A 21,661-nucleotide genomic window follows, 5' to 3' on the forward strand; every position below is an offset into this window, starting at 1 on the left:
CGGGAGCGTCCTATAAGGTTTTGACGCTGTTTCGGCCGCTCTCCTTCGCGAGGTACAGCGCCCGGTCCGCCTGATCCACCAGCGCGGTGATCTCGGACGTATCCGGACCGAGCGATGAGAGACCCAGACTGATCGTGTAACTGACAGACTCGCCCTGTATGGAGACCGGTGAGGCCGCAATGCTCTTGCGCATAATTTCGGCCAGATGGATCGCCTGCGGCGCGGTAACGCCCGGAAGCACAAGGACGAACTCTTCTCCGCCATACCGGCCGATAATGCCGCGTGGCTGGGCCAGTTCGGCGAGCCGCTTCACCGTCTCCTGAATGACCTTGTCTCCCATGAGATGGCCGTATCTGTCGTTGATGCTCTTGAAATGGTCGATATCGACCATGATCAGCGACAGGGGGACTCCCGTATTCCGGCATTGCGCCAGATGTCTGCGGGCAAGCTTCAAGAAATGAGAGCGGTTGTACACTCCCGTCAGACCGTCGATAGAGGCGAGGCGGTTAATTTCGGAGAACAGCCGGACATTTTCCATGGATATCCCGACCTGACCCGCAAAATCTCGCAGAATGCCTCGTTCGTTCCCCGTAATTCTTCTTGCAAAATAGCTGTACAGCACAACGGCGCCAATCATGCGGTCATGATACAGAATGGGTATGCCGAGAAAGGTGCGGGCCAGCGGGTCCGGCAGGGAAGGACCTTCATGTCCCGAGAGCAGGATCAGCTGTTTCTCCAAAATCAGCCTGCGGAGAAAAGGCTCGCTCTCCGGTTCCGCAGGATTCAGCCCGTACCAGGGGCCGGCTCCCGTCTGGGCTCTGAGCTCATACCCGCCTTCTTTCGCCAGCAAAATAAAGCCGTGTTCGCAGGCCGTAATTTTGGACAGGCTTGTCATCGTAAATTGAAGCAGCTCGTCCAGATCATGCGTGGACGTCAGTCTCTTCGTCGTCTCGTGCAGCTGCTTGAGCAGCGCTCCCTGCTTCTCCTCAAGCGTCTTCTCATGACGGATGCCGTTGAATCGGTCGGCGAGCGCAAGCGACAGAAGAACCGTCTCGGCGGCCGAGCCGAACCGGATCGAATACAGCGACCAGAAGTTCAGGGGAATCAGCTTATAGGCAGCCAAAATATTGAGCAGCGCGCCGGCGAACAACACGATCCAGGCGAAAATGTAAAAGAACACCGAGCGGATGCGGAACCGGACGGCGAGAATCGCCCCGAGACAGAGCAGGATGCTGATGGAGCAAAGATAGACCGCGAGACGTGTACCGGCAGCAGGCGACAGCAGCAATATGGCCGGAAGCGACAAGATGAGCAGACCGGTAAAGAACCGCATGATCCGGGCCATGCGCGGCGAGTATTTCGGCACCGCCAGGAAGTTCTGGGAGAAGAGGCAGGCGAACAAGCCGGTCAGCGTAATAAATACCGGATTGGCCTTCACCTCCCAGCCGGGGAAGTCCGGCCAGAGGAACTGATAGGCGAAGCCGTCCCAAACTGCCTGCATGACGGCAAAAGACAGTATAAACAGCACATAATACAAATAAGTCCGTTCCCGGATGGAAATAAACAGGAAAATGTTATAGAGGGCCATGACCAGCATAATGCCGTAATAGACGCCGAACAGCAGGTCCTGGTGCTGTTCTTTTTCGAGGAAGCTCTGTGTATCCCACAGCTTCATGGGAAGCTGGAGAAAGGTATCGGTCTCGATTTTGAAATACAGCTTCTCCCCGGACATCGGCGCGAAAGAAAGATGAAAAATAAAGTTGCGGTGAATATAGCTGCGGTCATGGAAGGGCAGTCTTCTGCCCGTAACGGTCTCGCTTGTTAATTTGCGCTCATCGTTGAATTGATACAGCGTAACCTTTCCGAGCTGAGGCTTGCTGAGCTCCAGCATGAAGTCTCTGGTTCTGACCGCATCGTTGTAAAGATCAAGCTTCACCCAGTAGACGGACTTGCTCAAGGTGCCGGCGAACCCGCTGGAAGAGTAGGGCTCGTAAAGGGCATCCATGGCGGGATCGGCCGCTTGCTCGGGAGTCAGTGAGCCGTCCTTGTCCTCCATGATGCGCAGGATGCCCTGCAGGTCTGTATTTCCGGCAAGGGAGGCGGAATCATCGGGCTGGTCGACGGGAGCCGCAGCCGCCCCGGAACCGAATGACAGCAGTAGCAGAACCGCAATCAAGCCGCCCGCTAACGCGCGCGGCAGGGCGGCGATGAGGCAGGCCGCCTTAGATACGGATGTGTGCAGAGCTTTCATCTCCGTCCGGTCAGTTCCGGGACAGGCTTTCGGTGAGATCGATTTCGATTTCATCCCCGAATTGTCCCTTGATCAGCTTCAAATGCCCGTCGCTGGAGAAATCGCTGGGCATGAAGCCGTTGATAACGGCCTTCGGATCGAGCAGGCCCATCTCGATGAAGGACTCGGCAATCAGCTCGCTGCATGTGTAGTTGTCCAGCTTGGAACGGATATGAAAGAACCGTCCTTCAATGACTTCCAGAATCATCTTCCATTGTCCCGGATTGGGAATGCCGTGAAGCTTCGTGAACAGCTCATGCAGGCTGGAGATCATCTCTTCGGTCCGCTCCACTTCCAGCGGTCTCACCGCATAGCGGGGAGGCACATAGGGAACCACATCGCTGCCGTAGGTCTCCAGTCTTTGCCGCAGATCGACAAGCTTCGGCCCGGTCAGGTGATCATGCATCAGGGCGTCGGGCAAATTCGTCAGCGCAGTGGACTCCCACAGCAGCGGAGTCTCGATCTCCGGAATGCGTACGACCATAGCGACATGGGACCAAAGACTTCCCTCCAGTTTCTCGACAAGCTTGCTGATTTCATACTGACCGCTGAACAGGATCAAATCCCCTGTCCGAAGCTGCGGCTCGATTTCCGAATATGGACGTTTTTGCATTTCCAGTCCTCCCATAGGTCAAACCGACCGTCATATATGTAAGCAGATATCTGGTCCGATATCCCGTATATGAGGAGTTAATTCGACGGCATGTCAAAAAATCCTGTTGAAAATTGTAGAGAATTGCGATTTATATCACATTTTTTGCGAAAAAGAGACCCAGCACAGCTGGCGAAGTTCCGGGGAAGGGCTTCGGAACCAGATAAACCGATGCAGCACTCTGCAAGTAATCCCGGCTATTGATTAGCCGCCGGGTCTGCAAGAGTAGAGAAGAGACGGATTCACAGCAGTCTGCGCAAGAATGGGGGACTTATCCTGGAATAGGGGGCGGTCAATTGCCGGGACAAGCAAAGACCGCAGCCCGGTGCGGGTTGCGGTCTTGTCGGCGGGACGGATGGTCTGGCAGGATGCACCAGGCGGTTATCAACGGTCCGGGAATGGCGGTCAGGCCGCGGCTTCTTCCTTCGTCTCCGGTGTCAGCACTTCCTTCTTGAGGAACCAGCAGATGATAAAGGTTGCAACGACGAAGATCAGCGAGATGGAGAATATGTTCTGGAAAGCGTGGGCGAATACGTTCTTCACCTCGTCCGCCAATCCCGGCGAAATGCCGGCGGGAATGCCGCCAGAAGCCAGATTGTCCGCTGTACCTGGCGGCAGCTGGCTTTTGAGCGGCTCGACGCCGCTGCTGATATGTCCGGACAGCAGGCTGCCGAACACGCTGAGTCCGATCGTCGCGCCGAGCGACTGGAACAGCTGGACGGTGGAGAGGGCGATCCCGCTGTCCTTTTTGTCTACCGATTCCTGGACGATGAGGTTGTCTCCTCCGAATAGCGCCCCCATTCCGATGCCCAGAATGACGAAGCTGGCGATGATGTACAGGACTCCGGTGTGCACGCCGATATGGGACAGCATATAGAAGCCCAATATCGGCAGCGTGAAGAAGGAGATGAACAGTGTCCGGTAAGCGACACGGGTGATCAGAAATCCGAACGCGATGCTGGTCGGGATCGCGCCCGCCATAAAGGCCAGAGTCATATAGCCGGAAGCCGTCGGCGTCAGGCCCATGACATTCTGGGCAAAGAACGGGAACAGGGCGATGCCTCCCATAATGCCCAGCATCAGCGTAAAGACGAGGATGGAGAGCACGACGACGTTCCGGTTGCGGAACAGATGCAGCGGGATGAGCGGCTCGCTCGTTCGCCGCTCGATGATTACGAACAGCGTGAACAGCAGAAGGGATGCCGCCAGCAGTGCAAGGATGACCGGAGATGACCAGGCGTAACCCTGGTTGTCGATCAGCACGGGCGCCAGAAGCAGGGTGAGCAGAGCGGACATCAGCGTGCCTGCTCCGGCCCAGTCGATCCGGGGCTTCTCTTCGCCTCGGGTCTCCTTCAGCCCTTTCGAGAGCAGGGTGGCGGCAATAACGCCTACCGGCAGATTGATCAGGAACACCCAATGCCAGCTGAGGTGTCCAACGATGTAGCCGCCGAGCGTAGGGCCGAGCAGCTGCGGGATAATCATGAGCGGGCCGAAGAGGCTCTGGATTTTGGCGCGCTGCTCCAGGGGGAAGAGCTCGCCGATTATTACGAGCGCCAGCGGCATAAGGCCGCCCGCGCCGATGCCCTGGATGGCCCGGCCGGCCAGCAGCATCGTCATGGATTGGGCAAGCCCGCTGATCAGGGAGCCGCCGATGAACAGCGTCATGCAGCTTAAGTAGATGCGCTTGCGGCCGTACAGATCGGCCAGCTTGCCGAGAATCGGCATGAACAGGGTGAGGGCAAGCATATAGATGCCGGCCACCCAGCCGTACAGGGCCAAACCGTGGAGCTGGCGGATGATGGTCGGCATCGCCGTCGATACCACGGTTTCGTCGAGCTCCGTGAAGATCAGGCCGATCAGAAGGCCGGCCATGACCAGGAATTTGTTGTTGCTCGCGGATAAAGCGCCGGATTTCATGGAAATCACCTCAAATCAAAATGGATGGCCTCATTCGGGCCGGAACAGAATCATTAAAAAGCATTTCTGTAAACGCAATTTAAACCGGCCGTTCCTAAGCGGACCTGATTGGGAAGAGGCCCGGGACCTCTTTATCGTTCCGCTCCTTGGCTACCGTTCAAGTATAAGCCGCTCCAATCCCCGGCCAAACCGTCCGGGAGCCGATTCTAGGATCGGTCCCTGGTCTTAGAACCAGGGCCAAGCGGCGCTTAGTACTCTCCTTAGTGAATCGAGCGAGCATCGCTGTCCTTTGCTTCTTGCCCAGCGCATTGTTCGGCGCAGCAGCGTTATTTCGTCCGGGGCCTTCCCTTTCCGTCTAAACTCTCCGGTATTCGCGCTGTTTCCTGACGCTCCGCAGGACCCTTCCGGCTGTCGAAATCTTGCTATCCTGTTCCAGGGCAGTCTCCGGGGTACGTTAACCGTGTATAATGGGCGATGTGGAGGGATTGCTGCATGGAACAGGAATTGTTCGACCTTGTCTACCGGGCGGTCGTCAATCGCGACGCTGCCTATGACGGCCTTTACTATACGGGAGTCCGGACGACCGGCATTGTCTGTCGGCCTTCCTGCAAGGCGAGAACGCCGAAGCCGGACAACATCACATTCTATCCCTCGCTGGAGGAGGCGCTTCAGGCGGGCTTCCGCCCCTGCAAGCGGTGCCGCCCCGAGGAAGGCGGGGCGCTGCGGCCCGATGCCGTGCTTGCGGCGCAGGCGAATGCGGTGATAGCCGCCGAGTACGGCAGACGGCTGACGCTGCCGGAGCTGGCGAAGCGGCTGAAGATCAGCCCGTCCCATCTTCACCGCGTCTACAAGACGGTGACCGGCGTAACACCGGCCTCAGCGCTGGAGCAGGTGAGGCTTGCCCGGGCACGGGAGCTGCTGCAAGGCAGCGGCAGGCCCGTGGCCGAGATCGGACGGGCGGTCGGCCTGCGCGGGGCCTCGCATTTCGCCGCCTGGTTTCAGCGGCATGAGGGTGTATCGCCTACGACATACCGGGAACAACATCAAGGAGGGATCGCGAATGAACGCGAATGTAATTTACCGGCATACCCTTGAGCTGGGGAACCGGAAATGGACGCTGTGGGGCAGCGGCGAAGGGCTGTGCCGCCTGTCCTTTCAGCATGACACGGAAGAGACGGCCCAGGCCTGGCTGAACCGCTTCGCACCGGGAAGCCTCGTCCTTGCCGAGGAGGCCCCCTTCCGGGAATGGGGGGCGGTAGCCCGGCTGGAGGATTATTTCGCCGGGAAGCCGGAGGACTTCAAGAGCCTGCCGCTCGATCTTCGCGGCACATCATTCCAGCGCGAGGTATGGACGGCGCTGGGCGGCATTCCCTACGGCCGCGTTATAACCTATGCGGAGCTGGCGTCTGCGGTCGGCCGGCCAAAAGCGATGCGGGCGGTCGGGGCCGCCAACGGAAAGAATCCGCTGCCTGTCCTGCTGCCTTGCCACCGGGTTATCGGGGCGAACGGCACGCTGACGGGCTATGCGGGGGGGCTTCAGCTGAAGCAGGAGCTGCTGCAGCTGGAAGGCATTCATCATGTAGCGGAGGCCGGCCATGAGCGATTTGCTTTTTGAGCTTCCGCTGCCGGAGCTGTTCAACTGGGAAGCCTGCCTGGACTATATGGCCCGCTCTCCGCTGGAATGTCTGTACCGGACGGACGAAGAGGGGGTAACCCGTCTGTTTCACGGGGACGGGCAGCCGCTCTTGATCCGGCTGGTCTCCCCGGTGCCGGGACGGCTGTCGGTGGTGCTGCTGGACGGGGAGCCGCCGGGAGAGGACGCTGCGGCGGCTCTGGCTCGCTATATCACCGACTGGTTCGACCTGGATCGTGATCTCCGGCCATTCTATGAGCTGGCCGGGAGCGATCATCTGCTCGGTCCATTGACAGAGCGCTACCGGGGCTTACGGATCGTTGGCATTCCCGATCTGTTCGAAGCGCTCTGCTGGGCGATCCTCGGCCAGCAGGTTAACCTCGCCTTTGCCTATCGGCTGAAGGCAAGGCTAGCGGAGCAGTATGGAGAGTCGATGCTGTGGGAGGGGCACCGCTATCATCTCTTCCCGGAGCCGGAAGCGCTATTGGCGGCTTCGGAGGAAGAGCTCTGCACCCTTCAGCTGAGCCGGGGGAAGGCGCGGACGATCCGGACCGTCGCCACCTTGATTGCGGGTGGAGAGCTCAGCCGGGCGGAGCTGCTGGCGCTGCCAAATTCGGAGGCAATGTTGGCGCGCCTTACGTCCATCCAGGGGATCGGCCCCTGGACAGCCCACTATGTAGGAATGCGGTGTCTGTACGATGCCGGCGCTTTTCCGGTGACCGACGTTGGGCTGCATAACGCGGTCCGTTCCCTGCTCGGCATGGACCGGAAGCCGACAGTGGCGGAGCTTACGGAGATGTTCGGGAAATGGCGGGGCTGGGAAGCCTACGCGACGTTTTATTTGTGGCGGGCGCTGTATTAAGGCGAACCGCCTTTTTTTTATTTAAAAACAACCGCTAAGGAAAGGACTCAGAAGCCTCTTCGGCAAGACTCCGATTAGAGCTTTTCTAATATTCAGGAAGGGGTAGCCGGGAAGCCTTTGTGTGGATTATTCTTACAGTAATGAACCGGCAGTAACGAATTGAGGAAAGCTGTGGGGAAAGGGGAGATTCACTTGAATATGCGGGTGTCGAGACGGCACTGGCTGGACGGGGTCATGTTCGTGATCCGGGCGGTGTGGGGGATATCGGGAATGTGGTACCTTCATCAGGAGCAGGTCCCGCCTCTGCTCTTCGAGCTTGGAGCATTCGGGTATGTCCTGTCCTTCACTTTGCCCATGGCGCTGCACCGGAGCCCCAAGGCTCCACGCTGGGCGGCTCCCGCCGCCGAGCTGGCGATCACGGGAATTCTGTTCCTGCTGGCCGGAGGTGGCCAAGGGCATCTATTCTCGTTCTTTCAGGTTCCCTTCCTGACGCTCGGCTATCTCTGCACGGGAAGGCAGTTGGCCTGGGCCTTGCCGGTCGCCCTGGCGCTTCCGATCCTGCTGGCCGGCGGACTGCCGGAAGTTTCGAGAGTAGAAGCTGTCGATGCGCTGGCCAACTGGCTCGTGCTTCTTGTCATCGGCTTCTGCTTCCGCAGGCTGGTTGATTCCTACCAGCAAATCCGGAGCATGTACGGCATTATCCGGAAGCAGAACGCGACGCTGGAGCTCTACGCAAGGCAGATCGAGGAACTGACGCTGGCCGAAGAGCGGGGACGGCTGTCGCGGGAGCTGCATGACACGGTCGGGCATACGTTTACCGCCTCCATCGTGGGGCTGGATGCGGTCTATTATTTGATGGACCATGATCCTGTGGAGGCCAAGAACAGCCTTCGCGAGCTGCTGGCGCATATGCGGAGCGGCCTTGACGAGGTAAGGCGGCATATCCACGCGATTGCCCCCGAGCGGGAGGAACGCCGGCTCAGCCTGACCCTGAGGCGGATCGCCGGCGAATTCGAAATACATACCGGCATGAAGGTGCCGCTTGCAGTGGAAGGCGAAGAGTATCTCCTGCCGGACGGAATCAGGCTGACGCTGATCCGCTGCCTTCAAGAGGCGCTGACGAATGCGAAGCGCCACGGCATGGCACAAGAAGCGCGGATTACGCTGGCGTTTCAACAGAGTGAGGTGGTTCTGACCGCCGAGGACAATGGGATCGGGACTGATCAGCCCGTGAAGGGCTTTGGACTGCAGTCGATGAGCGACCGTCTGGCAGGCTTGAACGGAACGCTTGAACTGTCATCCTCGCCCGGCGCGGGAATGAAGCTGGTCTGCACTGTTCCGGCCATCCGGCTGGCGGGCAGTACGATGATGGAGGAAGGAGCCTGAATATGGATAAGATTCGCGTGCTGATCGCCGAAGATCAGGATCTGATCCGCAAAAGCCTTGGCATCGTCCTTGGCATGAATCCGGACATCGAGGTGTCCGGCATGGCCGGGAACGGAAGGAATGCCGTGGCGCTGGCGGAAAGCCTGCTGCCCGATGTCGTGCTGATGGACATTCATATGCCGGTCATGGACGGTGTGGAGGCAACCCGGGAGATTAAGGCGAAGCTTCCGGAGGTGAAGGTCATCATCCTGACGACCTTTCAGGAGATGGATATTGTGACCGGCGCGCTAAACGCCGGCGCGGAAGGCTATATCCTGAAGGCGATTGACCCGGCCGATCTGGCGGGCGCGATCCGCCTCGTCCGCCGGGGCGAGACGATGATTACGCAGGAGGTGGCCCGCGCCCTGTTCGCGCGGAGCCTGACCGGAAGCGGCGGCATAACAGGCGGAGAGGCTCCCGCGAAGGAGTCATTCGGCGGCCTGACCGAACGCGAGCTGCAGGTGCTTCGCTGCATTTCGGACGGTCTGGCCAACCGCCAGATCGCGGAGCGGCTGTATTTGTCCGAGGGCACGGTCAAGAACTACATCTCCAGCATTTATTCCAAGCTGAATGTGCAGAACCGGGCCTCCGCCATGCGGAAGGCGGCTGAGGAGGGTTTGTTCTGACGCTGCCAGTCCTTGAAGTCCGAAGCGGCCGATGCCCTGGAGAGTCACAGACGGGGCAGCCGGTCATATGACGGGCGATCCCCTACATGACTTTTAGGCGAATTATGGGGAAACGGTTTGTCTGATCCGCATATGCCGCCGCACCGCCAGCCGCCTGTACCGCACGTTAATAGCGCGTCTTTCCTTACCGGGAGGGCGCGCTTTTCTTTTTAGCCGTTCGTCACTGACCGGGTATGACTTTTTTGCCGTAAGCTGAATTCATAAGAAATCAACTCCCGGCATGAGTGACCGGATGAAGAAAAGGATGATGAAGATGTTTACCGGATTGAAGGATTCCGTCAAGGCGGCGATTTATACGGTGCTGGTATTGGCGCTGGGGCTTGGATGCAGCTATATTCCCGGGATCAGCGGCTTTTTCTACATGCTGACACCCGCTCTGGCGGTGCTGATTATGATGCTGGTTGTGACCCGCGATGGTTATTCCCGCAAGGGCTGGGCAGCCCTTGGTCTTAAGAAGCTGCCGGGATGGCGGGGGGCGTTCTTTGCGCTGCTGATACCTCTGATTCCCCTGGCTGTGGGCTCCGGCATCGTCTGGGCGCTGGGCTGGTCGAAGCTGGACATTCCGGCGGATTTTCAGGGAATCCCGTGGAAGGCGTTCCCCGCCGTGATCGTACTGGTCTATGTGAAATCTGTGTGTGTGGAGTCGATGGGTGAAGAGCTGGGCTGGAGAGGCTATTTGCTGCCGCGCATGCTGGGAATGGGCACGAAAAAAGCAATGCTGCTGAACGGCCTCATCCACGGACTGTGGCATTTTCCGGTCATATTGAATACGACGGAATATCACAGCAATGAGAATCTGTGGCTTCTGCTCCCGCTTGCGCTGGCGAGCACGGTCTTTCTGGCTCCGGTGATCGGCGAGCTTCGTCTGCGGACGGGAAGCGTCTGGGCCGCCTCCATGCTGCATACGAGTCATAACCTGTTCTGGATGATCCTGTCTACCGTGCTCGCGGAGCAGTCGCAGGCTGCCAAGTATATCGCGGGGGATATGAGCGTCGTGGTCGTCTTGTTCTATGCGGGGCTGACGCTGTACCTGTGGAAGCGGCGGACGCCGGGTACCCGGGGCGCTGAATCAGGTAAGGCGGCTTAAACATCGCGGCTGCGGTGCTGCGGGAGGATATCTCTCGGAATTTGGCGGAGCGGGAGCTCATTTAGGCGGTGAGTGGAGAATCGGGATGTTGGATGTCGAAGGTGAAAGCCGGAGAGCCAAAGAGTCTGCCAGTCAGGGAGACGAGGGTCGAGTAGCCGAAAGAAGCCGAGGAACTTTTTTACGGATAAGAAAGGGTTTTTTCAGAAAAAATAGGAGAGAAGCAATGAGAAGTTGATCAAAAGGTCAAAAAAGGTCAAATTGATGGAAATGGAAATCTGGACCTCGTAAAACGGGATCATACGGCTGATTTTGGCTTGTTTTACGCGAAAATGCCCTTTGAAGTCATCGGTGCAACGGACTATAATTAAGGCATAAGGTCAAATAAAGTCAAAGTCAAACCGACCGACCCAAATTTGAATTTTGAGAGGAGAATGCAGAATGTTTGATCTGGTTCCATTTGGAAAACGTCGTGACGAGGCCTTCGGCCAGCTGGCGAAAAGCTTCGGCGATCTGTTCAGCGACGACTTCTTCGCTCCGATCAAGAGTTCCACACTGTCTTTCCGCACGGATATCCGTGAGAAGGATGGCAGCTATCTGATCGAAGCGGAGCTTCCGGGATTTAATAAAGACGACATCGATATCGACTATACAGCCCCGTACCTGACAATCAAGGCGGTGCGCGGAGAAGAGAACACCGAAGAGAATACGGAAGGCAAGACTGTACGCAGAGAACGCCGATATGGCGAATTCATCCGCCGGTTCTATGTCGAGGACATTGAGGAAGATGGCATTCGCGCCTCCCTGAAGAACGGTGTCCTGAAGCTCGAAGTTCCGAAGCGGCAGCAGGCGGGCGGCAAGCGCATTGAAATCGAAGGCGAAGATCAGTAAGTTCAGTGAGTAAGGATGGCAGGCGCTGAGGCCGCTTATCGGTATTAACGCCGGCCTCCGGCTTAGGCCTGTGCCGAAATGGGCGAGAACATCAGTCATAGAAGGAGCGCATTGTAGATGGTTATTCCCGCTATAATGCGCTTTTTCTTTGGAGCCGGGCGGATATGCGTTTATACCCCTGATAACAGGTGAAGAAAAGGGTAGAGGATGAAAGGAGGTTCGAACAAGTGGCGGAGCAGAGCTATTACGACGTGCTTGGAGTCGGCAAGAACGCGTCCAGGCAGGAGATCAGAAAAGCCTACCAGAAGCTTGCCAAGCAGTGGCATCCCGATGTGAACAAAGCGCCGGAGGCGGAGGAACGGTTCAAAAAAATCGCCGAAGCTTACGAGACGCTCGGGAACGAAGAGAAGCGGAAGGTCTATGATGAGGCTCCCGCTTACGGCTTCGGACGTGGAGCATCGTCAGGAGGCTCGTCCCGGGGGCCGCAGGACGGAGGATGGAGCTATTCGTTCAGCGGCTCGGATATGCCGGAGGGCGATCTGTTCGAGAGGTTCTTCGGCAGCCGGGGCGCGGCGGACCGGGCGGGCTTCGACTTCTTCTCCGGAGGCGGGGGAGCCGGCTTCGGAGGCGAGGGCGGAATGGGGAGCATGGGCAATATGGGCGGCATGGGCGGCATGATGGAAGCCCAGCTCGACATTACGCTGGACCAGGCGTACAAGGGAGGCAGTGTCACCGTCCAGGCGGGAGGCCGGACGGTGAACGTCAGCATCCCGCCCCGGGCGGGAGACGGTACAGTGGTAACGGTGCCGGGAAAAGGCGGTGGAGACCGCCCCGAGGAGAACGAGCTGCTGATAGTGCTGCGGATTCGTCCGCATGACACCTACGAGGTCAGCGGCGGCGACCTGCGGGGAACGCTGCGGATTGCGCCCTGGCAGGCCGTGCTTGGCGGAGGAGCCAAGGCCGTGCTGCCGGACGGAAGCGCGGTCAAGCTGAAGATTCCCGCCGGCATCGCGCCTGGCCAGACGCTGCGCATTCCGGGCAAGGGATTGAAGAAGGAGAACGGCACCGATGGAGACGTGCTGTTCGACATCGAGATTGATGTACCGCAGCCCGTAAGCGAAACGGAGAAATCGCTGTACCGCCAGCTTGAGCAGGCCTCGGGCTATGAGGCGGGGATGAAGAAGCGGGGACAGCGGCGCGGAGCGGCTTCACGGGGATAATCCGCAGCGGCGGAAGAACTTCGGCAACGGGCTATCCCTGAACAGGCTGTCCCCGGGCAGCGGACTATTCCCCGCAACAGACTATATCCCCGGCAGCGGGCAAATCCCGAGAGGCGTCCCGGCAACGGACGCCTCCCGGCAACGGGCTATCCGGGGCAACGGACGACCCCCCGGCAACGGACTATATCCCCGCCAGCGGGCAATCCCGGGAGACGTCCTGGAAGCGAACTATCCCTACCAACGACTATCCCCCGGCAACGGACAATCGGCGCCGGAATACGTTCTTGTACATCAATTGTCCCGTAATCAATCGTTAATAAAATGATTCGAGTACTGCAATTTGGAGAGGAAAGGAATGGGACATCTATGGACTTTAACAAATTGACGCAGAAGCTGCAGGAGGCGGTGGCCGAAGCGCAGTCGCTGGCGAGCGCCGCCGGACATCAGGAGATCGACAGCCCCCATCTGCTGAAGGCGCTGATTCAGCAGCAGGAGGGCTTGCTGCCCCGCTTGCTGCAGAAGATGAATGTGCCCGTCGCCGAGATGCTGCGGGGCGCGGAAGAACTGCTGCACCGCAAGCCGTCCGTCGGCGGCTCGGGCGCGCAGACGATGCGGCGCTACGCATCACCGGCGCTCATTGCGGTTCTGGAAGAGGCTGAACGGGAAGCGGCCGCGATGCAGGATGAGTTCGTTGCCGTAGAGCATGCTGTGCTGGCGATGGCTTCCGGTGGAGCAGCGGGGAACGGCGAGGTTGCCCGCGTCTTTCAGGCTCTCGGCGTTACCCGCGAGAAGCTTCTGCAGGTGCTGGCGGAGATTCGCGGCCATCAGAGGGTGACGAGCCGCGAGCCGGAAGCCACCTACGAGGTGCTGGAGAAGTACGGCCGCGATCTTGTCGCTGAGGTACGGGCGGGCAAGATCGATCCCGTGATCGGCCGCGACGGCGAGATCCGGCGGGTGATTCGTATTTTGTCCCGCAAGACGAAGAATAATCCGGTATTGATCGGGGAGCCTGGCGTCGGCAAGACGGCGATCGTCGAAGGGCTGGCCCACCGGATCGTCCGCCGCGACGTGCCGGAGGGGCTGAAGGACAAGACGATTTTCTCGCTGGATATGAGCGCGCTGGTCGCCGGGGCGAAGTATCGGGGCGAGTTCGAGGAGCGGCTCCAGGCCGTGCTGAAGGAAATCAAGGAGAGCGATGGGCGGATCATTCTATTCATCGACGAATTGCATACGATTGTCGGCGCGGGCAAGACGGAAGGCGCGATGGACGCCGGCAATATGCTGAAGCCGATGCTGGCCCGGGGCGAGCTGCACTGTATCGGTGCGACGACGCTCGATGAGTACCGCAAGTACATCGAGAAGGACCCGGCGCTGGAGCGCCGCTTCCAGCAGGTGTTGGTCAGCGAGCCGGATGTGGAGGATACGATCTCGATTCTGCGCGGGCTGAAGGAGCGGTTCGAGGTGCATCATGGCGTCAAAATCCATGACAGTGCCCTTGTAGCGGCCGGTGTTCTGTCGAACCGCTATATCACGGACCGCTTCCTGCCGGACAAGGCGATCGACCTCGTCGACGAGGCCTGCGCGATGATCCGGACCGAGATCGACTCCATGCCTGGCGAGATGGACGAGGTGACCCGACGGCTGATGCAGATGGAGATCGAAGAGGCTGCCCTCAAAAAAGAAACCGACGACGCCAGCAAGCGTCGGCTCGAATCGCTCCAGCGTGAGCTGGCCGATCTCAGAGAGAAGCATATGGAAATGACGGCCCGCTGGGAAAAAGAAAAATCGGCCATCTCCGGCATCCGCGAGCTGAAGAAGAAATTGGAGCAGGCGCGCAAGGATCTGGAGCGCGCGCAGGAGGAATACGATCTCAACAAGTCGGCCGAGCTGAGCTACGGCGTCATTCCCGATCTTGAGCGGCAGGTGAAGGCCACCGAGGAAGCCGCGAATCAGGACGGCGACGCCCGGCTGCTGCGCGAGGCGGTCACCGAGGACGAGATCGCGGACATCGTCTCCCGCTGGACCGGCGTTCCGGTGACCCGGCTCGTCGAAGGCGAGCGCGAGAAGCTGCTGCGGCTGGAAGAGACGCTGCACAAGCGCGTCGTCGGCCAGGACGAAGCGGTATCGCTCGTCGCCGATGCCGTGCTGCGGGCAAGAGCAGGCATCAAGGACCCGAACCGGCCGATCGGTTCGTTCCTGTTCCTCGGTCCGACCGGCGTCGGCAAGACCGAGCTGGCGAAAGCGCTGGCCGAAGCGATGTTCGACCGCGAGGACGGTATGATTCGGATCGACATGTCCGAATATATGGAGAAGCACAGCGTATCCCGGCTGGTCGGAGCGCCTCCGGGCTATGTGGGCTATGAAGAGGGCGGCCAGCTGACGGAAGCGGTCCGCCGCCAGCCGTATACCGTGGTGCTGCTGGACGAAGTCGAGAAGGCGCACCCGGATGTGTTCAACATCCTGCTGCAACTGCTCGATGACGGCCGTCTGACAGATTCGCAGGGCCGCATCGTCGACTTCAAGAACACGATTGTCATCATGACCTCGAATATCGGCTCGCCGCATCTCATTCAGGGCACGGATGACAACGGCGATCTGACGCCCGCGGTCAAGGAGCGCGTCATGCAGGAGCTGCGGGGCCATTTCCGCCCCGAGTTCCTGAACCGTGTCGACGATATCGTCATGTTCAAGCCGCTGGCGCTTGAAGAAATCCGGCAGATCGTCGGCAAGCTGGCGGACGGCCTGCGGGCCCGCCTCGCAGACCGTCAGGTCGGTCTCGTGCTGACCGACGCAGCGGAGTCCTTCATCGCGAAGGAAGGCTTCGATCCCGTGTACGGCGCGCGGCCGCTGAAGCGATTCATCCAACGGAGCCTGGAGACGCCGGTTGCCCGGGCGCTGATCGCCGGCGAAGCCGAAGAGGGCTCGGTGCTGACGGTGGATCTGAAGGACGGCAAGCTGTCCGTATCGATCGGCCGCCCAGCAGCGATGTCCTCGGTGGCGCGATAAGCATTCTCTCAGCATCCCTTTGCCCTGGTTGAGGCGGAGGGATGCTTTTTTTATCGGCGTAATTTGACAGTGTACCTGGTCATTACGAACTTACCGCGTCCGGATATTTGGGCCTGCCATCCAAGCGGTTCGAAGAGTCTGTCCATCGAATTTCACAGCAAAAATGTCCATGGAGTTCAGGTTTGTGCATGTTCCAAGGTGAATTCCGGCTATACAATGGGTTATGGATTGTTCATGGCAATTCGTATCTACGCTTGGTGCGGAAGGAAGTCTTGAGGCATGCCTTTGTGGAAACGGAATTTGATTGTCTGCTGGTTCGGCATGTTCGTCACCGGCATCGGGATGAGCCAGATTGCGCCGATTCTGCCGCTGTACATCCGGCATCTGGGAGTGGGCAGCGACTCGCATATCGCCCAGCTCTCCGGCATCGCGTTCGGCGTGACGTATATCGTCTCCGCCGTCTTCTCGCCGATCTGGGGACGCGCCGCCGACCGGTTCGGCCGCAAGCCGATGCTGCTGCGGGCGAGCCTCGGAATGGCTCTGGTCATCGGTTGCATGGGATTCGCACCGAATGTGTATGTGCTGGTCGGACTTCGGCTGCTTCAGGGCGTCATCACCGGCTACAGCACGGCCTGCACGACGCTGATTGCGACCCAGACGGACAAGGCGCATGCGGGTGTGGCGCTCGGCACGCTGTCGACGGCGAACATCGCCGGTTCGCTGCTTGGGCCGCTGGTCGGCGGGTATATCGGCGAGACCTTCGGCATGCGGAACGTCTTCTTCATCACGGGCGCGCTCATGCTGATCGCATTCGTGACGACGCTGCTGTACGTGAAGGAGAACTTTGTCCGCAAGGAGACGAAGACGCAGAGTCTGCGGCAGGTCTGGAGCCGGGTTCCGGAGAAAAAGCTGACGCTAACGCTGTTCCTGACCTTCTTCATGATCTCGCTGGCCAACTATTCGGTAGAGCCGGTCATCACCGTCTATGTCGATCAATTGACGAAGAACGCCGCCCACGTCGCCCTGCTGGCCGGGCTGATCTTCTCGGCGTCGGGTGTGGCGAACATGCTGGCCGCTCCTGTGCTGGGACGGATGTCAGACCGCGTCGGCGCCTACAAGGTCATTCTGTATGCCCTGATTGCAGCAGGCATTATCATCATACCGCAGGCGTTCGTGCGCACCCCATGGGAGCTGATGCTTCTGCGCTTCCTGCTGGGACTTACGGTGGCGGGGCTCAGTCCCTCCGTTAATACGCTGGTGAAGATTATTACGCCGGACGACATGACGGGCCGGGTCTTCGGATTCACCATTTCGGCTGGATACCTGGGCGTCTTTGGCGGTTCAGTACTGGGCGGACAGATAGCCGGCCATCTTGGCGTCCGGTACGTGTTCCCCTTTACGAGCGCGCTGCTGCTGCTGAACGCGGTCTGGGTGTATACGAATGTGTACCGGAAAATGAAGGCGAACAGACAGACATTTGCAGTGAACGCCGGTCGGAAGGGCGAGGCTTGAACGAAAATGAAAAACCGGAATGGAGAGAGCATATGAACGAAATGATGAGTCACAACGGGGAATTGCTTGACCCGAACAAAACGGCGCTTGTCGTCATCGACCTGCAGAACGGAATCGCCGGAACTGCCCCGGCCGCGCCTTATTCAGGTGCGCAGGTCGTGGAGCGGGCAGTGAGGTTGAAGGATGCTTTTGCGGCGCGGGACGCGTATATCGTACTCGTCACCGTATCCTGGACGGACGGCAAGGATGCGCCGGCCCCGAAGACGGACCTGGTGACGGGGCGCGGGGCTCTGCCCGAGGGCTTCGACCGGCTCGTGCCTGAACTGGGCGATGTTCCCGGCGCACACCTGATCGTCAAGCGCCAGTGGGGCGCTTTTTACGGAACCGATCTGGACCTGCAGCTCCGCCGCCGGGGCATCGACACCATCGTGCTCTGCGGCATCTCCACCTCGATCGGTGTTGACACGACGGCCCGGGAGGCGTACCAGCACGGTTACAACCAGGTCTTTGTCACGGATGCCATGACGGCCAGAAACGCAGAGGAGCATGAATACGTCTGCAAGACGATCTTTCCCCGCATCGGCCGCATTCGCACGACAGAGCAGGTCGTGGAATTGATGAAGCGATTATAAAACGCCATAAAGAATGCCCGGTTCAGGAGCGAACCGGGCATTCTTGCGTAGCATGGATGCTACGGTGTAGTTGATGATTATTGAACTGTCACACTGTCCACATAGACAGCCGATTGGCCGCTGCTGTTCGAGGAGGCCAGGAATTGAACGCCGATTTCCTTGACCAGGGACAGATTCGGGATACTGCTTAGGGACAGGCTCAGCGTTGTTCCGCCGGAAGAGTTAATCAGCGTCGCTCCGCTGTCGTACCAGGTCCATCCCGATCCGGTCTTCACATATAGCTTCGCATAGATTCCGCTGCCGACGCTGCCCCAGGAAGCATGTTTGACCGTCGCTTTCAGCGTGCTTTTGCCGGACAGGCTTTGGTCGCCGGTATAGTACAGGTAATGCGCAGAATTGGCAGAGAGGTTCACATCAGCCTTCAGGGAATAAGTTCCAGTCGACTTCCATTCGTTCGTTGTCCAAGGGCCTCCGGACACGTTGCTGCCCTGCCAGCTCTGGGTTCCTGATTCGAAATCGTATAAAGTAGTTGCAGAGCTTCCGGAGCCTGAACCTGAGCCCGATCCGGAACCTGAGCCGGAACCGCCGCCGAATACGCTGCTCAGCACGGAGGTCGATTTGATTCCGTAGCTGCCGTTAACGACCGTATTGCCGAAGGAAGTAAGCGAGTTGCCCGCCCAGTCATTCGCCATATCCAGATAAGCCAGATCGCTGCTGTTGCCCTTCCAGGACCAGGCCAGCCAGCCGACGCTCTTCTCCTGGGAATAGCTCATGATAGTCGCTTCATCAACGTCGCCGTTCGTATGCTGCCCGCCGAACTCTCCGATGATGAGCGCGAGATTCTTGTTCAGGACTCCGTCGATATTGGACTTAACGGTTGTCGCATTACCGCCTGCATATTCGTACATATGGATGGAGAACATCGTGTTCTTCTGAGGATCGGCATTGAACACTTCAGTACCGTAGTTAATGATGGACGCCGGATACTGGCCCCAACCTGCCGAGTCAACGATAAGGGTATTACTCAGGCCTGCGTTTCGCAGCTTCGGAATGGCTTGCTTGTAGCCATTGGCCCAGCCAGAGCCATCCCATGTTCCATACCATTCGTTGGCAATGTTAATGATAACGCGGTCCTCTTTGCCGATAAGTGCGTCCTTGATGCTGATCCAGTAGTTCACTGCGTCGTCCAGATCGGAATAGCTGTCGCTTCCTGTGGCGTCATGCACTTCCAGGATGGCGATCAGTTTGTTCTGCTCGCACAGGCTGATGATATTTTTTACGGTATTTACATCGTCAAGCGACCATTTCTTGCCGTCGGACAGCACGATCCGGACGGTATTGGCGCCGGTCTTGGCAATAGCCGAAAGAGCTGTCGAGAGCTGATCCTTATACCAGTTGTGTGCATGGTTGACACCCCGCATAATAAAAGGGCTGCCGTTGGAACCCATTAGCTTGGTTCCGCTTACATAAAATCCGCTAGCCGCACTTACTTTTGCCGGAGGGACAACGATTACTGAGAAGAGCAGAACAAATGCGACCAAGGTCATGGACCACTTACGCAAAGACACGCATTACCACCTCATTAAATTTTTTTTTATGCAAACCCACGTGACATGAAAGCAAGCGGTTTCACAAATAACCTCCATGCTTGTCATGATATGAGGGCAACATATTTGGTTGCGCTTACAATAGAATCAAATACCCTCGTTCATTTTCTGCTGTTCTCCTTCTCTGTACCTCGGTCCTGTTCTCCAGCACCGCGTTAAGGAGTATCGATTTGTTATTCAGATATTAGCATATTGTTATGCGATTACATATAATTATTTTGTGTTTTTAGCGGCTTTGTGGAAAAAATTTCTCTAATTGTGCAGGAGTGACACGATATTAGGAAAGAAAACTGTAGTAAATAAACATAACATCTAATAAGTAAATAAAAAATTTAGTAAATAAACAAAATTCCGTGCGAAGTAAACATAATATCGTTATTTTTGTTATGTGAAAAACAAACAACACATATGCGGGTGGATTTCGCGTTCCGCAACAAACTGCCTGCCGAATCCGGGACGGCGCTCATCATGCGGCGGGCCTTAAGCTCATCGCAAGACCGGTATTTTCAAAGGGCTGATTTTGCTTTTCGAAGCGCAGGCGCCCACTTCCCTATTCCTCCCTCAGCGATTTTTTCATGAATTTCGAGTCCGGCCTGCGTAACTTTCGTTCGGGGAAGCCGTCAGAATAGATGGAATAATTTTGAAAGCGGGAGGGAAATGAGAATGAAATTTTTCACACAGAGATTGGCCCTGCTGCTGGGGATTACGCTGCTTGTTGGGGGGAGCTTGTCATCTGCCACGGCTTCTGCCGACGGGAGTGTGTCTGCGGTTCAGGATGTTATGAAATTCGAGCTGATCCGGCACGAGCTGAAGATCAGCCTGTCTGATGGGAGCGCATCCCTTGACGGACAACCCTTTAAGACGGCTGCGCCCGTTCGGAGTGCCGGCAGCCTGTACGTTCCTCTTAGGGCCTTGAGCGGCTCGGGAGCAGCCAGTTCCGCCCTTTGGGATTCTTCGAAGCATCAGGCCCGGGTGGTTACGAACTGGGGTGAATTCCGCTTCCGTGCGGGTTCAACCCTCATATACGATGCACAGGACAAGGCGATGCCGGCTGAAACCTATACGATACCGGCGCCGCTGCTGATCAAGGGGGCGATGTATATTCCGGTTCGGGCGCTTCCGCTGCTCGGTATTTCGTCCGGGATGTCGAGCGGCAGGCTTGTCTGGGGATGGAGCGACAAGAAAGCGGAGGTCCTGCAGCCATTCTGGGAGACCGGAGAGGCGCAGGCAGTCTTTACCGTACTATACGATAAAAGGCTGTATACGCCGAGCACGCTGTCCGCTCTCGGAGCGGGGGCCTGGAACGATGAAGTCCGCTCGCAGATCGTCGGGAAGGACATCTCCCTGAACGGGGCGCTCTATAACCGGCTCCAAGTGAGCGTTAAGCTGGAGCCGGGCATCAACCCGCTGGAGATCAGTTCACCTGGAATGGGTGCAGGAGGCATACGGGTGAGGTATAATCCGGTCGATCCATCCTTGGTACCGGTAAGCCTGACGGAGGCTGGAACGAAGGCTCTGACCGTAACCTCCCCGTCCGGGGGATATTTGGAGCTCAAGGCCGGGCAATCCTTCACGGTTGCGGGAAGAGTGGCCGACATCCCTGAATATCCGGTCACACAATTGAAGCTGGTCATTCAGCGTTACGAGCCGGACAACAAGGATGTCATGCAGGACTTCAAGAGGGTAGCTGCCCAAAATTGCCCGGTAAAAGATGGGGCGTTCAGCGGCACGATTACCCTGAAAGATCCGGGGTCTTATCGTATCTATATCAATGCTCCGACTTTCAGCGTCCTTCCGAGCGAGGGTGAGGCCACCGAGAGCTGGGGAGCGATAACGGTGGAAGTGTCGGAATAGGACGGGTGGGCTATGAGCTTTCGATGACCGATTTGGATAAAGGGATCGAGTTCTCTTTTTGACATGCTGAGGGAGACGGTATACAGCAAGCTGGAAGAGGTGACCTCCTTCGACTGATTCCTGTCCCCTGACGGCGATGTTCTGGCTTTCGCCTGCGGGCTCATAGCGGAGCGCAAACAGGCGCTGTTCAAGGAAGAGGACGACTCTGTTACCGATCTTCCCGTCAAGCGGCCTTACATAAGCCTGCCCTCAGTCATATGGAGCAAGGACGGCAAGACGGTCGTATATCGCCGAGTATCCTTCCGACCAATTCAAGCTGTACAGGTACGTTCTTGGCGAACCGGACGTCCGGGAAATCCAAGGATGTCCCGAGGAGCGAATTGAAGCAAT

The 21,661-nt window shown here is 58.1% G+C and carries 16 protein-coding genes; 12 read left to right on the forward strand and 4 right to left on the reverse strand.

The features are described from left to right. Positions 1-10: 10 nt before the first annotated feature. The 3 genes from KIH86_RS26755 to KIH86_RS26765 form a co-directional block, all read right to left on the reverse strand. A complete protein-coding gene (locus KIH86_RS26755) occupies positions 11-2,305 on the reverse strand; it encodes a 7TM diverse intracellular signaling domain-containing protein (RefSeq protein WP_223084509.1) in 2,295 nt (764 codons plus the stop codon). Further along, positions 2,262-2,903, reverse strand: a complete 642-nt coding sequence (locus tag KIH86_RS26760) for a C40 family peptidase (RefSeq protein WP_223084508.1) — start codon at positions 2,901-2,903, stop codon at positions 2,262-2,264. The genes KIH86_RS26755 and KIH86_RS26760 overlap by 44 nt, the downstream gene beginning before the upstream one ends. Positions 2,904-3,347: 444 nt before the next feature. Then, the gene (locus KIH86_RS26765) at positions 3,348-4,859 is read right to left on the reverse strand and encodes an MDR family MFS transporter (protein ID WP_223084507.1); all 1,512 of its coding nucleotides are present in this window, start codon (positions 4,857-4,859) and stop codon (positions 3,348-3,350) included. 492 nt (positions 4,860-5,351) lie between these two features. Between KIH86_RS26765 and KIH86_RS26770 the strand changes: the two genes are divergently transcribed. From KIH86_RS26770 to KIH86_RS26820, 11 genes are all read left to right on the forward strand, one after another. After that, the gene (locus tag KIH86_RS26770; RefSeq protein WP_223084506.1) at positions 5,352-5,954 is read left to right on the forward strand and encodes a bifunctional transcriptional activator/DNA repair enzyme AdaA; all 603 of its coding nucleotides are present in this window, start codon (positions 5,352-5,354) and stop codon (positions 5,952-5,954) included. Beyond that, the gene (locus tag KIH86_RS26775; RefSeq protein WP_223084505.1) at positions 5,920-6,474 is read left to right on the forward strand and encodes a methylated-DNA--[protein]-cysteine S-methyltransferase; all 555 of its coding nucleotides are present in this window, start codon (positions 5,920-5,922) and stop codon (positions 6,472-6,474) included. The genes KIH86_RS26770 and KIH86_RS26775 overlap by 35 nt, the downstream gene beginning before the upstream one ends. Next, the gene (locus KIH86_RS26780) at positions 6,455-7,354 is read left to right on the forward strand and encodes a DNA-3-methyladenine glycosylase 2 (RefSeq protein WP_223084504.1); all 900 of its coding nucleotides are present in this window, start codon (positions 6,455-6,457) and stop codon (positions 7,352-7,354) included. The genes KIH86_RS26775 and KIH86_RS26780 overlap by 20 nt, the downstream gene beginning before the upstream one ends. 198 nt (positions 7,355-7,552) lie before the next feature. After that, a complete protein-coding gene (locus KIH86_RS26785) occupies positions 7,553-8,740 on the forward strand; it encodes a sensor histidine kinase (protein ID WP_223084503.1) in 1,188 nt (395 codons plus the stop codon). Between the two features lie 2 nt (positions 8,741-8,742). Continuing rightward, complete coding sequence (locus tag KIH86_RS26790; RefSeq protein WP_223084502.1) at positions 8,743-9,405, forward strand: response regulator transcription factor; 663 nt, start codon at positions 8,743-8,745, stop codon at positions 9,403-9,405. 280 nt (positions 9,406-9,685) lie between these two features. Beyond that, entirely contained in the window at positions 9,686-10,552 is an 867-nt protein-coding gene (locus KIH86_RS26795) for a type II CAAX endopeptidase family protein (protein WP_223110761.1), read from the forward strand. Between the two features lie 438 nt (positions 10,553-10,990). Continuing rightward, positions 10,991-11,440, forward strand: coding sequence for an Hsp20/alpha crystallin family protein (locus tag KIH86_RS26800; RefSeq protein ID WP_223084500.1), 450 nt, complete (start codon positions 10,991-10,993; stop codon positions 11,438-11,440). A 227-nt stretch (positions 11,441-11,667) separates the two neighbouring features. Further along, positions 11,668-12,660 carry a DnaJ C-terminal domain-containing protein gene (locus KIH86_RS26805; protein WP_223084499.1) on the forward strand — a complete coding sequence of 331 codons (993 nt, stop codon included), beginning with the start codon at positions 11,668-11,670 and terminating at the stop codon, positions 12,658-12,660. A gap of 366 nt (positions 12,661-13,026) precedes the next feature. Then, positions 13,027-15,666: an ATP-dependent chaperone ClpB gene (gene clpB / locus KIH86_RS26810; protein ID WP_223084498.1), complete on the forward strand. Its 2,640-nt coding sequence runs from the start codon at positions 13,027-13,029 to the stop codon at positions 15,664-15,666. A gap of 279 nt (positions 15,667-15,945) precedes the next feature. Further along, a complete protein-coding gene (locus KIH86_RS26815; RefSeq protein WP_223084497.1) occupies positions 15,946-17,178 on the forward strand; it encodes a multidrug efflux MFS transporter in 1,233 nt (410 codons plus the stop codon). A 32-nt stretch (positions 17,179-17,210) separates the two neighbouring features. Continuing rightward, positions 17,211-17,810, forward strand: coding sequence for an isochorismatase family protein (locus tag KIH86_RS26820; protein ID WP_223084573.1), 600 nt, complete (start codon positions 17,211-17,213; stop codon positions 17,808-17,810). A gap of 77 nt (positions 17,811-17,887) precedes the next feature. Here KIH86_RS26820 and KIH86_RS26825 read toward each other — a convergent pair whose 3' ends face one another. Beyond that, positions 17,888-19,378, reverse strand: a complete 1,491-nt coding sequence (locus KIH86_RS26825; protein ID WP_235775623.1) for a glycoside hydrolase family 5 protein — start codon at positions 19,376-19,378, stop codon at positions 17,888-17,890. Between the two features lie 702 nt (positions 19,379-20,080). Here KIH86_RS26825 and KIH86_RS26830 point away from each other — a divergent pair. After that, positions 20,081-21,271 (forward strand): copper amine oxidase N-terminal domain-containing protein, encoded by a 1,191-nt coding sequence (locus tag KIH86_RS26830; RefSeq protein WP_223084496.1) that lies wholly within the window; start codon positions 20,081-20,083, stop codon positions 21,269-21,271. The last annotated feature ends 390 nt before the right edge of the window (positions 21,272-21,661 follow it).

Origin of the sequence: Paenibacillus sinensis (assembly GCF_019904155.1) — a bacterium.
Taxonomy (GTDB): Bacteria; Bacillota; Bacilli; order Paenibacillales; family Paenibacillaceae; genus Paenibacillus_AQ; species Paenibacillus_AQ sinensis.